Origin of the sequence: Bradyrhizobium sp. 26S5, assembly GCF_036923295.1 — a bacterium.
Classification (GTDB): Bacteria; Pseudomonadota; Alphaproteobacteria; order Rhizobiales; family Xanthobacteraceae; genus Bradyrhizobium; species Bradyrhizobium septentrionale.
Genome location: NZ_CP145948.1, coordinates 8,233,211 through 8,247,255, shown reverse-complemented (window position 1 = coordinate 8,247,255; position 14,045 = coordinate 8,233,211). Strand labels below are relative to the sequence as shown.

At 58.9% G+C, this 14,045-nt stretch carries 16 protein-coding genes and 2 pseudogenes; 7 read left to right on the top strand and 11 right to left on the bottom strand.

Going from position 1 to position 14,045, the window contains the following annotated elements; all coding sequences use genetic code 11:
• Window positions 1-85 precede the first annotated feature (85 nt).
• Complete coding sequence (locus V5279_RS39090; RefSeq protein ID WP_338692205.1) at window positions 86-619, top strand: methionyl-tRNA formyltransferase-like protein; 534 nt, start codon at window positions 86-88, stop codon at window positions 617-619.
• A gap of 70 nt (window positions 620-689) precedes the next feature.
• On the opposite strand, the gene V5279_RS39085 is transcribed toward V5279_RS39090, so the two are convergent.
• Window positions 690-1,463, bottom strand: a complete 774-nt coding sequence (locus tag V5279_RS39085; RefSeq protein WP_232674512.1) for a GIY-YIG nuclease family protein — start codon at window positions 1,461-1,463, stop codon at window positions 690-692.
• 140 nt (window positions 1,464-1,603) lie between these two features.
• Window positions 1,604-1,861 carry a hypothetical protein gene (locus tag V5279_RS39080; protein ID WP_338692204.1) on the bottom strand — a complete coding sequence of 86 codons (258 nt, stop codon included), beginning with the start codon at window positions 1,859-1,861 and terminating at the stop codon, window positions 1,604-1,606.
• Window positions 1,862-1,979: 118 nt separating this feature from the next.
• Between V5279_RS39080 and V5279_RS39075 the strand changes: the two genes are divergently transcribed.
• The gene (locus V5279_RS39075; RefSeq protein WP_338692203.1) at window positions 1,980-2,891 is read left to right on the top strand and encodes an HNH endonuclease; all 912 of its coding nucleotides are present in this window, start codon (window positions 1,980-1,982) and stop codon (window positions 2,889-2,891) included.
• 238 nt (window positions 2,892-3,129) lie between these two features.
• Here V5279_RS39075 and V5279_RS39070 read toward each other — a convergent pair whose 3' ends face one another.
• From V5279_RS39070 to V5279_RS39030, 9 genes and pseudogenes are all read right to left on the bottom strand, one after another.
• Complete coding sequence (locus V5279_RS39070) at window positions 3,130-3,546, bottom strand: hypothetical protein (protein WP_338692202.1); 417 nt, start codon at window positions 3,544-3,546, stop codon at window positions 3,130-3,132.
• 387 nt (window positions 3,547-3,933) lie between these two features.
• A complete protein-coding gene (locus V5279_RS39065) occupies window positions 3,934-4,248 on the bottom strand; it encodes a pilus assembly protein N-terminal domain-containing protein (protein ID WP_338692201.1) in 315 nt (104 codons plus the stop codon).
• Between the two features lie 64 nt (window positions 4,249-4,312).
• On the bottom strand, window positions 4,313-4,798 hold the full coding sequence (locus V5279_RS39060; protein ID WP_338692200.1) for a cache domain-containing protein: 486 nt from the start codon (window positions 4,796-4,798) through the stop codon (window positions 4,313-4,315).
• Between the two features lie 154 nt (window positions 4,799-4,952).
• The gene (locus V5279_RS39055; protein WP_338692199.1) at window positions 4,953-7,379 is read right to left on the bottom strand and encodes a type IA DNA topoisomerase; all 2,427 of its coding nucleotides are present in this window, start codon (window positions 7,377-7,379) and stop codon (window positions 4,953-4,955) included.
• Between the two features lie 249 nt (window positions 7,380-7,628).
• Window positions 7,629-8,189 (bottom strand): phasin family protein, encoded by a 561-nt coding sequence (locus tag V5279_RS47135; protein WP_414645650.1) that lies wholly within the window; start codon window positions 8,187-8,189, stop codon window positions 7,629-7,631.
• Window positions 8,190-8,353: 164 nt separating this feature from the next.
• A complete protein-coding gene (locus V5279_RS39045) occupies window positions 8,354-8,521 on the bottom strand; it encodes a hypothetical protein (RefSeq protein ID WP_338692198.1) in 168 nt (55 codons plus the stop codon).
• Between the two features lie 871 nt (window positions 8,522-9,392).
• Window positions 9,393-9,536 (bottom strand): hypothetical protein, encoded by a 144-nt coding sequence (locus tag V5279_RS39040; protein ID WP_338701629.1) that lies wholly within the window; start codon window positions 9,534-9,536, stop codon window positions 9,393-9,395.
• A gap of 36 nt (window positions 9,537-9,572) precedes the next feature.
• Window positions 9,573-9,755, bottom strand: a pseudogene (locus V5279_RS39035) (peptidase M23); the annotation flags it as partial.
• A gap of 257 nt (window positions 9,756-10,012) precedes the next feature.
• On the bottom strand, window positions 10,013-10,396 hold the full coding sequence (locus tag V5279_RS39030; protein ID WP_338692197.1) for a hypothetical protein: 384 nt from the start codon (window positions 10,394-10,396) through the stop codon (window positions 10,013-10,015).
• Here V5279_RS39030 and V5279_RS39025 point away from each other — a divergent pair.
• The 5 genes and pseudogenes from V5279_RS39025 to istA all read left to right on the top strand — a co-directional run.
• Window positions 10,364-11,113: a hypothetical protein gene (locus V5279_RS39025; RefSeq protein WP_338692196.1), complete on the top strand. Its 750-nt coding sequence runs from the start codon at window positions 10,364-10,366 to the stop codon at window positions 11,111-11,113. The two genes, V5279_RS39030 and V5279_RS39025, sit on opposite strands and share 33 nt — an antisense overlap.
• Before the next feature lie 77 nt (window positions 11,114-11,190).
• Window positions 11,191-11,832: a hypothetical protein gene (locus V5279_RS39020; protein WP_338692195.1), complete on the top strand. Its 642-nt coding sequence runs from the start codon at window positions 11,191-11,193 to the stop codon at window positions 11,830-11,832.
• Window positions 11,833-11,845: 13 nt separating this feature from the next.
• A complete protein-coding gene (locus V5279_RS39015; protein ID WP_338692194.1) occupies window positions 11,846-12,148 on the top strand; it encodes a hypothetical protein in 303 nt (100 codons plus the stop codon).
• Window positions 12,141-12,455, top strand: coding sequence for a hypothetical protein (locus tag V5279_RS39010; RefSeq protein ID WP_338692193.1), 315 nt, complete (start codon window positions 12,141-12,143; stop codon window positions 12,453-12,455). Before V5279_RS39015 ends, V5279_RS39010 begins: the two co-directional genes overlap by 8 nt.
• 91 nt (window positions 12,456-12,546) lie before the next feature.
• A pseudogene (gene istA, locus V5279_RS39005) lies at window positions 12,547-14,037 on the top strand (IS21 family transposase); the annotation flags it as partial.
• Window positions 14,038-14,045 lie beyond the last annotated feature (8 nt).

Genomic DNA, 14,045 nt, shown 5'->3' with positions numbered 1-14,045 from the left:
TAGCCTGGTTTAGCCTATTGGCCTATGCAAATTCCTGAGCTGCGCCTAGCTTCGGCTCATAGCGAAACGAACTTTGGGGCCGGTGATGAACAATCTAGGCGATTTGCTGGCTTCGGCGACGGCCGACATTGGCCACGAATATTTCCAATTGCCGATACACGGCGGCGGCCCCGTCTATCGCGAGCGCGTTTACTGTTACGAGCTTTACCACCAGATGCGGCGGCGATGGCCTGACGATGGGCCCTTTCGCCTGAACGGTGAGGTCGACAAGGCGGCGCATCCCGTCCTGTCCAGACTGGATGCAAGCTATGCCAAGCCGGACCTGGTGGTTCATGGTCCAGGCGACATGGGACGCAACCATGCGATCATTGAGGTCAAGTCGCGGATGGCCGACGCGGAGGGGGTCGCAAAGGATATTCGGACCCTTTCCCTGTTTCGCCGAAGGGTGGGTTACGAGCGGGCCATTTACCTGATTTACGGTCACGGAAGTCTCGATCGGTTCTTCCAACGGATCAATCGGCTGGCGGCCGAAGTCGCAGAACTCCCGGCTATTGAAGTATGGGCGCACCAGGCACAAGGCAGCCCGGCAAGGCATCTCTTCGACCTGTATCGCCCGTGATCCACGACTTCAAGGCGACCAGAATTGGTCCGCACATCCTGCTCGGTGAGGACGTGTCGTGCCTCGAGCTTCAGACGTCTCTTTCTGAGGCGATGAATGTCTTGATTTCATCCGTCATGCGAAACCATTCGCGATTGTAGCGCGCCGCCTCGAACCGCGTGTGAAGCTCGCCTTCAAGTGTCCGTGTGCCTGGGATCGTCAAATGAACCGTAGGCTCGACATGTGAAGCCGTCCGCAGGGATTTCAATCGGTGCTCAAGGCGGGTCGTAAATCCTATCTTTACGAATTCAAGATTGTCGGTGCTGATCAAATAGACCAACGGTTCGGAGGATCTCACCTTGGGGCTGTAAATTTCGTTGATGATACGGCGACATTGGCGAGGCACATCCTCATCGAAGCAATCCGTTCGAGATGGCGGCTCCTTCGGGTACCCAAACTCCACGCGCGCCGCCACCGTAGCCTGGTGAGCCGTCGCCTGGCCCGGATCGATCGCACGATTTGTGTACAGCTCTCGCAGTGACTTGACCGTTGATACGACATCATCGATCGAGTCGATGGCCCGCTGCTTCAAGAGTCTATCGTCAAATATCTCGGTGCCGTCACCGCCTTCGGATTGTTCCGAAAGCTCCAGGTCCATTTCGCTTGGATCAAAGCGACCGAATAGCCATCGGCGCGCTGTTTCCTTCTTTGCCTTCGCGAGCAGTCTTTTTGCTGCTGCCCGTGGCACATGGCGCAGATCATCGTTGTCGCAGAGGATGATCCAGTCTTCCGGCAAGCCCCAAGGGGCGCCGAGGTGCTCCAAGACGTTAGCCAATGCGTAAACGGCCTCTGCACTTTCGGCCATAACCCACTCCGTCCATCGAGGCGTGAAATCGTTCCGAATGTCAGTGAATCACTCTAAGATATGCCAATTCTGGCCGCTCGACGATCTGCGCGCATCCTGTTTGCTGGGGACAACATCAGGTGGATTGCAGGGATGTGCAACTAATGGTGCAAACCCCTGCTCACCATCACGCGCCGGATGTTGTCGAGGCTGGTCAGGGCGTTCACGCGCTCGGCCGTGCCGCGTTCGAAGCTTGAGAGAGTGCCCTCAATCCTGCCGGCGAGATCGCAAAGTTCATCTCGTGTGAGCTGCATGAGTTCGTTGACCGTCGGCCACGCGCTTACCCTCTCGCAAAATGCATTGCCAACATAGATGGCTTCGCCCCGCGCCGTATCAAACCACGTAGCATCGGCTGCCACGATGCGGCGCGCGGGGTGACATACCGGCGCGCTTCGTGTAGGTAAAGTCCATCAAACGTTGTAGTTGCGATCTCGTGAGGTCCTTCTCGAGTCTGTTGATTGCCGGATATTTGTGGATATGCCTCAAAAGATAATGCTGTGCCGGCTTGTTTGGGCCGAAGAATACAAATCGAAAAAGGAGAAGATCTTCGCGGGCAATATGAGCTACCCGGCGACGCACGAGTTCGCCGTTGAGCAGCTCAATTTTGCCGATGAGAAAGGCTCGGTGTTCGGCTTCGTCGAGAACCGAGGCCAAAACGTCAAGCTTGAAAATCTGGGAGCCAACCCGGCTGATGAATCCATAGATGGAGTCACCATCGTATTCTGCGCCGTGGATAAGCTCAGTATGAATCTGAGAGTCGTTGGCTGGTACGAGAACGCGATCGTCTTTCGCGAGCTGCAACCAGCGAAGAAGGGCTCAATTCGCGGCGATTGGGAATACTACTTTCAGGCCTCGTCCGTCGATGCTCATCTCGTTCCGGCCACGGAGCGCGATCTCGAGGTACCGAGAAAGACCCGGCGGATCGATCGAGGGTTCATCGGTCAGCGCAACATCTTCTATCCGGCAGGCAATCCGAACTATGAACGGTTTCTACAGAACTTCGATCTAGTCCGAAGGGGCGCACAGCCCAACGGGACCGGCGAGACGGATCAGACGGCGTTCCAGGAGGGCCAGCGTGCATCGCGTGAAGCGTCGTACTTCGCCCGCAATGCAGGGTTGGTGAAGGCGGCAAAGCATCATCACGGAACCACCTGCCAAGGATGCGGTTTCAATTTCGCAGATGTCTACGGAGATATCGGCGAGGACTACGTCGAGGTCCATCACAAACGCCCGATCGCCGGCGGCGAGGTCCGCGTTTCGACGGTCCATGACGTTGACGTTCTCTGCGCCAATTGCCACCGCATGGTTCATCGGCGCGAAATCCCGCTAACCCTCAAGGAGCTGAGGGCTCTGATTGCCAGTCAACGTGCTCGTCGCAAGCGCGCATAGAGAACGTTGTGAGCCGGGTGTCCGATGGGAAATCCGATGGCCCACTAAACCAGATAGAAGGCGTCCTGTGAGTGGGCCAAATGCAGTTCAGGCGCCTGCGGCTCTTCGACAAAGCTCGGATGCAGCGCCTGGGTATTGAACACGAACTGCTCGTGAATGCCCGCAAATCGATGGCAGTGTTGTCGTCAATCGCATGCTGGCTTCGCCGTCGTTATGCTCACGCGGCACGGGTGCCATTTCAGCTACGCGTACGCCAGGACCAACTCTGCATGAGACAAATGGCTTTGGTCGACGCTATCGCGGCCGTCGACGTGCTCAGGTTGGCGCTCGCGCGATCGTTCTTGCGAGCCATTCTGCTCAATTCCCTCGTTCGGGAATAGCGAAATTCGTCGTCAACGTTTGCCCCCTCGATACCAGCAAAAATACCAGCAAACAGCGCATCGGGATCATCTTTTGGTGGCCTTACTCGAAAGCCGACATTTTCAAACTTACCGCCTCGCTCAACACGAAAGTCGCCCACATCGCTCCAAAGATATCGCTCACGACGGTAACCCGCGAACTCAAAGCCAGTTTCATCCAGCCGCAGAGAGCCCGATCTAAGCTGAATTACCGCGCGCCTCAGGACGGCTAGAGATAAAGCGGCGATCGAAAACATCACCACCGCTACCGCAACATTCGGTTGAGGGTGGCCCGTGCTGAATCATTGATCCCTCTGCGTCGCAACAGTCGCCTTTTTTCAACAGAATCGGGCAAACTCGGAAGTGCCGCGTTGGCTATCGATAGTCCGGTGCCGGGGGTGAAGCGGACGTCACGATTGCGCGTACCGGCTTCCGAGTTTGACCAACACAGACATTATTACGAATTGAGAGCTTCCCTAAGCTCTCGCTGTCAGCCCGAAGGGCCCCTTGGCGACCTCCTAGCTAGCGCTTGCGCATGCGAGCTTTTGCCGACGATCCACGGAAACGATACGACGAACGTACTCCCTTGGGAGCCACCCTTTTCGTGAACGCGCTCGCAATGGTGTTGAACGATGAATACCATTTCAGATTTCGCTTGGACCCAAGACTACGATTCTTACGTTGATGATCACAATGTTTCTGTTGTCCACGAAAATAAGATTTGTTGCTCCGAGGTTCAGGGGTTTTAGTGTGACACGGCGATCGTTGAACGCATGAACATCGACGATATTCGGATCGCCGATCAGCACCGTTTTGTAAGGACTTTCAAGCGCAAGTACCGTCGGAGTGCCCAGCCTCAGAGTGATCGTTTGATTCGCGGCTAAAGCGACCGAGACCGTGGTTAGGAACAAGACCAGTACGATAACGCAAGTTCGCACGCCAAGCACTGCAGCGACCATGATGTCTCCGGCGTGCTTGAGCCAAGTTTTTCAGGTGCCCTTCTTACTTCGCGTAGTTCAATGACTATTCCGGATAGAAGCCTGAAGCGACCAGGCCCGGAGTGCCATCGATTGTTACCTTTTTCACGAAGGTCCACTTCTGCGAAGGCTCTGTCTGTCCCGGCTTCGGAAACATGTAGTCGACCCACCCTGATCCTTTTGTTTCAGCTGCGCTCATAATTTCATTATGAAATAGCTTGCCCTTTGCATCCTTTTGACCACTCACGTTAGTTCCTTCACGCTTCGGAAAAGCCGGATTGAGCAATACGTTCGCATTCATATCGTAGACAAAGAGATACGTGTCACCGTGGAACCAGTCGCCGTCTTTCCTTCTGAAATCCTCGAAAGCTGCCTTACCGTTATTATCAATGAGTGCCGCAGCTTTGGTGACCAGCGCTACGACTTGTTTTGCCCTTTCTGACGGAGGCGGACCTTGCTGAGAAAATACCGGCGAAGCAGTCGCGATAAATGTCGTAAGCGCGAGACCCACAAATAGTGCATTGGAGTTCATTGGTGACCTCCTTGGGTAGTGCGGCGCCCCTGCTAGGTGACAAAGGGTGGTGGCGGATCGTCGAATGGCGAGTTAATTTTTTGTAATGAATGCTGGAAGTCGCTAAGCACTTGGGTTGGCAACACCTAATTCCTTAGGGGCTCGCTGTCTATCGTTATAGCCATCCGCGTTCGCCGAATGCAGTAAGATCAACTCCCGGCGGGGCATACCATCCGCCCGAGCGATAGCGGGCCCCCAGCTTCAGCGCTATGTCCTTGTTGCCATAAGGAATCCGCAGTGGCGTGCCGGTTGCGGAATTTGCCTGAGCAATCGTCGATGCAGCGGCAGCCGCCTTAGCTTTGCGCTTCCGGGAGGGTTTCTTCGGAGCTGTCGATTGGCGGGCAGCCGATCGTGCGGGCTTGTGTGCGGTCTTCCGATTGGGCTTGTGCTGGTTCGTTGAACGGTTCGAGGCAATCCAGGCGGACATAGCGGCGGAGTTAGCTTTGGCCTCGTCGGGAATGACGACGCCATTCCCCCGCGCGATTTTCTTCGCATACGATAACTGGGCCGGACTGACAGGCTTGTGCTCTCCAGACGTTTCACTAGTTGCTGTCTTGGGCGCGTGTTCACTAAGAAATCTGCGGCAGACCGATATTGACGTCGTGTAGCCGGGCGGGGGCTTGATGCCCTTCTGCCGGCTGATGCTGTCGGCAAAACGTTTCATCGCAGGTGTGGGCGGATAGGTTGCGGAGTTGTTGCCAACTGCAGCACCTAACGAGGGTAGCCCTCCGTTCGCAGCGCCCTCCTTCAGCTTGCCGATGATGCGTTGAGCTACATCGCACACGGCGTCGATCGCGCCGAGCATCTCCTGCTTGCCGACAACAACATCGTCGAGCAAGCATTCCAATTGTGCAGTTACGCCAGGGTCGACCAGCGCAGGGTCAGCCTGTTTGAGAACGCCGAATAGCGAGAGGCCGGTCTCCGTCGGCAGGATGTGCTTCCCCTGGGTCATCAGAAAGCTCTGCTTCTTGAGCCCACTGATGATCTCGGCTCGGGTCGCCGGTGTGCCGATACCCTTGGCTTCCTTCAGGCGTTGCCGAAGGGCTTCGTCGTCGACGAAGCGCCAAGCATTTTGCATCGCATCGATGAGAGTGCCTTCGTTGTAGCGCGGCGGCGGCCGAGTTTCCTTGTCTTCAATTTTGGAATCCTGCAGTTGTGCGGTCTCACCGTTGCGCAGCGCCGGAAGCAATTGTGCTTCATCGCCCTTTTCGTCGACGGGCCGCCAGTCCGGGAATGCTGCGCGCCAGCCGAGATCGATGGGCTGGCGGCCGGAGGCGCGGAACTCGAAGCCATGCACGTCGAGAGTTGCGGTTGTCTGCCGATAGCGGAAGTCGGGCATCAGCGCTGCCTGATAGGCCCGCGCGACGACGTCGAACAGTTTCTTCTCATCGGACGACAGACGAGGCCAGATCTCGCGCAGCTTATCGATCGTGTTGACATTGGGAATGACGGCGTGATGGCTCGCGCCCTCCAGTCCCTTATCGTAGAAACTGCCGCTTGCACCTTTGCGGATCATCGGTGGCTCTGGCAGGGGGATTGCGCTGAACGCTTGGCCTACCTGCAGTCCGATCACGATCTTCGGAACGTCCGCTATCAAGCTCTGCGGCAGGTAGCGTACCTCCGCGCGCGGATAGGTGATGATCTTCTTGTCCTGGCCGTCATAGAGTTCCTGCGCCACCTCGAGCGTCTTGCTGGCCGGCCAGCCAAAGCGAGAGCCGCACAGTTTCTGTAGTGACGGCAAATCGTGCAGCTTGGGTGGCCCATGCCGCTTTTCTTCGACGCGCACGGCAAGCGCGCCCTCGAAGCCCCGAGCTGCATTGACGATATCATGGGCGACCTCGCGCCGGACAATCCGCTCCTGCGGAGCGTGGCGCATCTGGAATTGCCCTCCGGCAACCTTCGCGGTCGCGACAACCTCAAAATATGAGAGCGGCACGAAGTTTCGGATTTCCAGTTCGCGGGTGCAGACAATCGCCAAGGTCGGCGTCTTCACGCGACCAACCCCAATCACGCGCCGAGCACCTTGCCCCAGGATGACGGTCGCGGTGCGCGTGAGCGACAGGTTGTAGATCTGGTCCGCCTGCCGTCGGGCGACGGCCGCGGCGTAAAGCCTGGCATATTCGGCATTGGATTTTGCCCGCGCGAACGCGTCCCGGATGGTCTGCGCGTCCTGCGCGGTGAATAGCACCCGGAGCACCCGGCCGCGGAAATTGTAATGCTCGAGAATTTCCTGACCGATGAGCTGGCCTTCACGGTCGCAGTCGGTGGCGAGCCAAACCTGCCGGGCGGTGCGTAGGGCCTCTCGGATGGCTTTGAGCTTGGCGGCCTTGTTGCCGCCCTCTGCCGGGCGAGTACCGTAAAGACCCTCCGGCCGCAGGAGGATCGGCGACCAGCGTTTCCATTCTGGCACCACATCTTCCGGTTCAACCAGGTCGAACAAATGACCCTCGGCCGGGAGAACATCACCGTAGCGCGACCCAACGGCAGCCCGGATGTCTTTCGCCTGGCTGGATTTTTCCGTGATGACGACCTGATCAACCACGACGGGCTCGCGAGACATCTACTTCAAGGCGCGAACATATAGTGAACAAATGTATTTTACAAGCCGTCCTTTGAACGTCGTGCTTTCGCAGCAAGGATGTTTGGCAGACTCAATCGCACTTGTAGGCGGAACGATCGTCGGCAAACTGGTGTCGATAATTGTTGATGGCAGATCCTAAGCTCAACGCTGAGGCTCGATCGGGGGTTCTTTTTGCCGCCGGTTTGCTTTTCGTACTGCTACTGCGAAATCCTAGCGCCGGGTTTGGGTCACATTCGCCCCGAAGCCTTCCCAAGGCCTGAAGATGAACTGCTTGGCAAGTTCGCTGTAGAGTTCACAAATCTTCTGTGACTCAGCGACAAAGTTTGCATAAGCCTGCCTTGCGAATTCGGTCTGAACCTCAATCGCCTTATCGAACGACCGCGCAGCCATGAGCTTCTCGACAAAGGACCCGGTCTCCTCGAGCGACCTCTTGGTATAGTCCCTGTAGGCATTCCCGATAGTTTGAATACTGACTGGCCAGTTGTCCGCCGGTGTGACTGCGCCGATTGGGGGAGCATCCGTCGGTGCGACTTCGCCGATCAAGGGCGCATCCGCCGGGGCGGGTGCCCCGCTTGAGGGAGGCTCCGCCGGCGCAGTTGCGCCGTTCGTGACGGTGTCAATTGACGCGACCATTGCGCCGATTCGATCCTCATCCCGCTGGGCGAGCTTCGGGCTCTGCTGTTGATCATCAGGTTTCTGGTTTCGCTGGTCCGCCTTCCGGCTGCGCTGGCGTGGCTTACCGCGCGGCTTATCCTTGTGGGTCGTCACCATTGCTGAACTCCGCTGTTCTGCATCAAACCAGACGCCAAGATCCTCCGCCATGTTTGCGATGAAATCGCGGTTCTGCCTTGTTCGTTACGCGGCGTTGGTGTGGTGAACGGAACTCTGAATGGAATGCGGGCGGACCTGACGCGCTCCAAGGTAGTCGAGATCGTTCATTTTTTCTTCGCCTTCAGCTCCGACAGTCTCGTGGCTAACTGCGCGCGAAATCGGGCGACGTCTCGAAGTAGTTCATAGCGCTCCGGGCTCGGAGCAAGTTTGCGCGCGGTGGATTCTAGCTGCACCGCCATTTCTGCTAGCTCCTCCAGGTCGACGACTGTCATTTCTTGCCTCAACCGATTCTCAACCGGCCGGCGGAACGTCGCCTAATCACTGCTTCTCTGCAGGGGCGCTGAGGCCGCTAGGCGGTGCAGGCGGGGGTGATGGCGGTGGTGGAGTTTCCGCGGCGGGTGCCGCAGCAATGCAGTCGCCCGCCCAGATCTTGGTGCCCCTGACCGTGCCGACCAGTTTGCAACCCATTGGCGCTTGCGGCCTGACCTGAACGGGCGGCCTTTTAGCCGCCTTCGGGGGAGCGGCTTGTGCAAATGCGCCGGTCGTAAAGAGCAGCGCGATAAGTCCGATTAGCGGTTTCATCGGCAGGCCCGTTCTAGCGCGTCTTCCATGATATTTTCCACACTGCTTCAAACATCGGCTTTCAAGCTTAATGCAACCCAAGGGCGCGCGAAACCCGCCCCGGGAGGGGCTTTGGCTGGGCTGGCGGGGAGATCCAGCGGCATGCCGACAAAAGTCGCTAACCCCAATGGCTAGTGGCGGGAAGCCGCGGTTTGATGCAACCTGACGATGCCGCCTATTCCGCGTGGGCGGCGCCGAGTGGAAGCAACCCTGGCTTCTTTACCTGAAGAAGCCAGGGAATCGCTGAGGCACCCTTGTGGCTTGGCTTAGTCGCCTTTCGAGAGGCGGGCTTGCCCGAATAACTGTGCGTGTGCTCCGAGAAAATAGCCTCCAGAGAGCGCCTCTGGACCCATAACTTCCCATAGGACCCATGTATTCTTGATCTAGATCAAGGTCGTCCGGATGATGCAGGACTTAGCGTGCGACCATGCGCTACGACTGGATTGCCATCGCCGGATACGCGTCGGTTTGCTGGCGATGTTCGGCCTTCTAATCCTGTTCAACATGTAACCGCAGCATGCGCTACTCAGCGCTAATATTGTCCTCAAGGCTGTCAAATCCCCCGAGTTGGACGATTTTTTCGAAGTCGCCAAGCGTGACGATTTGGCGCTTTAAATCAAGGATGCCTTGGGCTCGGAACGCTTGAAGGACGCGGTTGACATGCACGACGCTCAGTCCAAGCGCGTCGGCGAGTTTCGATTGAGTGATCGGAAAGCCGTAGCGATGCACGTCGCCCGACACGGCGGGCTTTCGGCCCAGCGTGTCATCGACCTTCTGCCAGTCGACGGTCTGTGCATGGGCCGACGAGACGAACGGCTCGGCGAACACCTGCCATCCGCTCAGGAACGGCGATTTAGCGACCGAATTTAGGCGGCAACAGGCCATCGACGAACTACAATTTGTCAACGGCGATATCTGGTATAGCTCAATCAACATCGAGACATTCATAGATCATGCCGATCAATTGGTCGATGCTTTTGGCATGACTGTTGATGTACTGACGGTGGTCTTGAGCGCGTGCGCGCCGGGGGCGCTGAATGCAGCACTCGGTTCTCAAGGCCTTGAATGGGATATCACAGTCCCGGCCATCAACATGCCGAGGTCAGCAGTACCTCAGCCGGGAGCAACTGATCAGGAGGAACCTAAGGGGGCTTTCGCGCGATGGCGACAAGCGGGAGATCACCATCACGTAGCTTGTCGATCGGCGGCTTGCCGCTGGTCATCCGGTTGGGGGAAACCAGCCATTCCCATGTCTCTTCGGGTGACGTGAAGAATGGTGCGATCACGTCGAGACCTTCAACGGGCCTTCGCCGCTCAAACTGCCGAAGTGGGTACAGGAAGTTGCGAAGCCCCTTCCGCAAAGCAATTATCTTGTTCGCTTTTCGCCAGTTATCGAGCGTCCCACGCGAGATGTTAAGTCGATTGACCAGCTCTCCTGCGCCAAGAACAATCGGCAGCAGGAGGCGTATGCCGAGCTGACCAAGGCTTTGGGCGTGCGAGATGCAGCCGGCCGGGAGCGTGCCCAAGCGAAAATCACTGAGCTGTCTGCGGAATATCAACGTCTCTCAGACGCTCTGCGCTTTAGCGAACTCGAAGCGCGCGATATCGCAACGCCCCGATCGAGCAAACCTGCCAAACCTCTTCGCGAGCTTGCCCTTGATGCGCTCGACGATTTGGGTGTTCCGGCCGCGCCAGCGCTCGTTGCAGATTTGACAGCGGCGCTCACCGGCAATCGACCTTCGCCTTCGCGCTTCGCCAGCCTTCGGCGTGATGAGGAAAATGCCGCGCGGCGAAACCTTGCTGCGCGCCCCGCCTGGATCCTGCCCGCAATCAGCGCCGTCGAGCTTACCGCCATTCCCAGGCTGCTCACGAGTTCCACCTGGGCCCTGGAACGCCGAATTATCGGCTCGCGTAGCATGCGCACTGACAATCTGCGAATCGCAAGCAACCTCGCGCGTCGATTGGCTCATCTTCGCGACGTCGGGGCGGCCGAGGCAAAGGCCGTTGAGCGGCTGCTGTTCTCATTCGCGCGATCAATTCCGGGCGCGAGTGATACGGGGCAGCCGATCGATCCAAAGCGTGTGACCGACGCTGCGCAGGCCGAACTGAAGATGCTCGAAGATGCCGATTTCGCCGAGCGACAGTCCGCTGCTGCTCGGCTCTCGTCGAGTGCCGCCTCTTTCAAACTTTGGGGTCGTCCTGTCATGGTCGACACAAAGGCAGCCGAAAGGGCGATTAGGTGACTCCGGCTAACGCGCGCCTTGCTCGACTGCGTGGTGGTATCCCGGCCGTGGAGGTTGGAGCGCGCGGCATTGAGAGCGTGGCTCGCAACGCCGGCTGTACCCGGCTGCGCGCGATCATCATTGCGGGGCTCACGCCCACCGAGATTGTCAAACACGTATTGCGCGCTGAGCCCGACATCATGTCGCCGTTCGCGATGACGCTCAGCCAAGCCTATGAACGCCGCCTGCTGGAGAACGGCGGGACCTCGCTCCTGACGGCCTATCGTGACAAGGGGCACCTGGGGCCGACTGAGGTCAAGGTCTCATCGGTGGCCGATCATGCGCCTGGAGACACGGTGCTTGCCCGCCAGCGGCGTGAACTCGAAACCCAGCGTCTCCTATTGAAGCATTCGGGGAATCCACTTGCCCCGAATCTTATTCTGAACCCTCGGCTGCCGCTCGCGCTGGTCGGCGTCATCAAGTCCTACGCAGATCGAGGCGGCAAGACTGACAAGGCCCACATACGATCGGCGTGCCGGGAAGCGTCGGTTGGGACGCTGGCCTTGCGTCAGCACCTTGAAAGCCGCAACGACGATCCGGATCGAGCCGGTGATCGTATCGACATGGTGCTTCGAGCTCCCGGCTCGTTCGTGCCGCGGCTGTTTACCTCCATGCGAGCCGAGTCCGAAATGGCTTCGCTTGTGCGAGCGCTCTCGGCCGCCCCCCGCCGACCTCGATGAGGTCGAACGCCTGGTGCCGGCGGGCGCCAATTTTGCGAGCCGCGACGTCATCGACCAGATTCCGAATAACTATCGGTCTAACTGCAAGGAGCATTGCGCCTTGTGGGAGCACTGCCGCGCTCAAGCGCTCGCTGCCGGGCAACCGATCATCCTGGGCGACGCTGCTGCCGAGCAGCTCGCCGCGGCGGGCTCAATCACGCGCGCGCTCGACTTGCTGGATGGGCGTGGCCGGCCGCCCGAAAATTACGCAGAGGCTGCTCTTGCAGCCGAGCTTCGTGCCGCGGCCCTCTTACTTGATCGGACTGCGAATGGCTGACCTTGTCCATGTAGCAGCCCGCTTGCGGGCACTCCAGCGAGGCCAGGCCGTGCCGATTGTCGCGCAGCGCCAACTGGTAATCCAACCTCATGCGCGCATCCTGACGCTGCTTGCCATGGCTGGCGAGGATACCTCCGTGCATGCCGCAGCGCTCGGCCGTTTCGGCTATTCGCCCGAGATTAACGTCGTCGCCGATCCTCGTCGTCGTGACGATCAATATGGTCTGCTACGCTGGCTGTTGCCTTTGTTCGAGGCCTATTATGCCGAGCTGCCGCGCAGCCGGGTGTCATTCGGCCTGCAATATTGACCCCCTAAGCCGGGGGATCGGCGTCCAAAATTGACCCCCTACAGATTGGTCTGTTGCGCTGCCTGCTTTGGAACGAAGCAGGTGGTGGGGGATGCTGATCGTGGAGACGATTGCCCGGATCCGGCGCGAGCACTTCATCAAGGGCAAGACAATCAAGGAGATCGCCCGTGACCTGAAGGTGTCGCGGAACACGGTCCGGAAGGTGCTGAGGTCGGGAGAGACCTCCTTCGAGTACGAGCGGCAGGTGCAGCCGCGGCCAAAGCTGGGACGATGGGCAGTAGAGCTTGACGGATTGCTGGCGGCGAACGCGGCCAAATCGGCTCGTGAACAGCTGACGTTGATCCGGATCTTCGAAGAGCTGCGCGGCCGCGGCTATGACGGCGGTTACGATGCGGTGCGGCGTTACGCCAGGCGGTGGAGCAAAGAACGCGGGCAATCGACCGCGGCCGCTTATGTCCCGCTGAGCTTTGCCCCAGGCGAAGCCTATCAGTTCGACTGGAGCCACGAGGTGGTCTTGCTGAGCGGCACCACGGTAATGGTGAAGGCCGCCCATGTCCGGCTCTGCCACAGCCGCATGCTGTTCGTGCGGGCCTATCCGCGGGAGACGCAGGAGATGGTGTTCGACGCCCACGACCGGGCGTTCGCCCTGTTCAAAGGTACCTGCACCCGCGGCATCTACGACAACATGAAGACTGCCGTAGAGACGATCTTCGTCGGTAAAGGGCGTCTCTACAATCGCCGCTTCCTGCAGATGTGCAGCCACTATCTGGTCGATCCGGTCGCCTGCACGCCAGCGTCGGGCTGGGAGAAGGGGCAGGTCGAGAACCAGGTCGGGCTGGTCAGGGAACGCTTCTTCACGCCGCGGCTGCGGTTCAAAAACCTCGACGAGTTAAACGCCTGGCTGCTCGACAAATGCATCGCCTACGCCAAGGCTCATCGCCATCCGGAGCTGGTCGATCAGACGATCTGGGAAGTGTTCGAAGCCGAACGCCCCAAACTCGTTCCCTATGCCGGCCGCTTCGACGGCTTCCATGCGGTGACGGCATCGGTCTCGAAGACCTGCCTGGTGCGCTTCGACAACAACAAGTACTCGGTCGCAGCCAGCGCAGTCGGACGACCGGTCGAGGTTCAAGCCTATGCCGATCGCATCGTGATCCGTCAGGATGGATGCATCGTTGCCGAGCACCCGCGATCCTTTGGCCGCGGCGATACCGTCTACGACCCCTGGCATTATGTGCCGGTGCTCGCCCGCAAACCCGGCGCCTTGCGCAACGGTGCTCCCTTCAAAGACTGGGTGCTGCCGGCCGCGATCGAGCGGATCCGGCGCAAGCTTGCCAGCACCGACGATGGCAATCGGCAGATGGTCGACATCCTCAACGCGGTGCTGACTGACGGTCTGCCCGCGGTGGAAGCGGCCTGTGCCGAAGCGCTCGGTCATGGCGTCCATTCCGCCGATGTCGTGCTCAATATCCTGGCCCGTCAACGTGAACCCGCCCCACCGGCCAACATCATGACGCCGGCCGCACTGACGCTCCGTCATGCACCGATCGCCGATTGTGCCCGCTACGACAACCTCCGGAGGACCATCTG

Bases quoted from the DNA above. Each gene is read 5' to 3' on its own strand.
- V5279_RS39010 (WP_338692193.1), top strand. From the start codon at position 12,141: ATGGCTGACCTTGTCCATGTAGCAGCCCGCTTGCGGGCACTCCAGCGA.
- V5279_RS39070 (WP_338692202.1), bottom strand. From the start codon at position 3,546: ATGTTTTCGATCGCCGCTTTATCTCTAGCCGTCCTGAGGCGCGCGGTA.
- V5279_RS39045 (WP_338692198.1), bottom strand. From the start codon at position 8,521: ATGACAGTCGTCGACCTGGAGGAGCTAGCAGAAATGGCGGTGCAGCTA.
- V5279_RS39065 (WP_338692201.1), bottom strand. From the start codon at position 4,248: ATGGTCGCTGCAGTGCTTGGCGTGCGAACTTGCGTTATCGTACTGGTC.
- V5279_RS39075 (WP_338692203.1), top strand. From the start codon at position 1,980: ATGCCTCAAAAGATAATGCTGTGCCGGCTTGTTTGGGCCGAAGAATAC.
- V5279_RS47135 (WP_414645650.1), bottom strand. From the start codon at position 8,189: ATGGTGACGACCCACAAGGATAAGCCGCGCGGTAAGCCACGCCAGCGC.
- V5279_RS39060 (WP_338692200.1), bottom strand. From the start codon at position 4,798: ATGAACTCCAATGCACTATTTGTGGGTCTCGCGCTTACGACATTTATC.
- V5279_RS39085 (WP_232674512.1), bottom strand. From the start codon at position 1,463: ATGGCCGAAAGTGCAGAGGCCGTTTACGCATTGGCTAACGTCTTGGAG.
- V5279_RS39090 (WP_338692205.1), top strand. From the start codon at position 86: ATGAACAATCTAGGCGATTTGCTGGCTTCGGCGACGGCCGACATTGGC.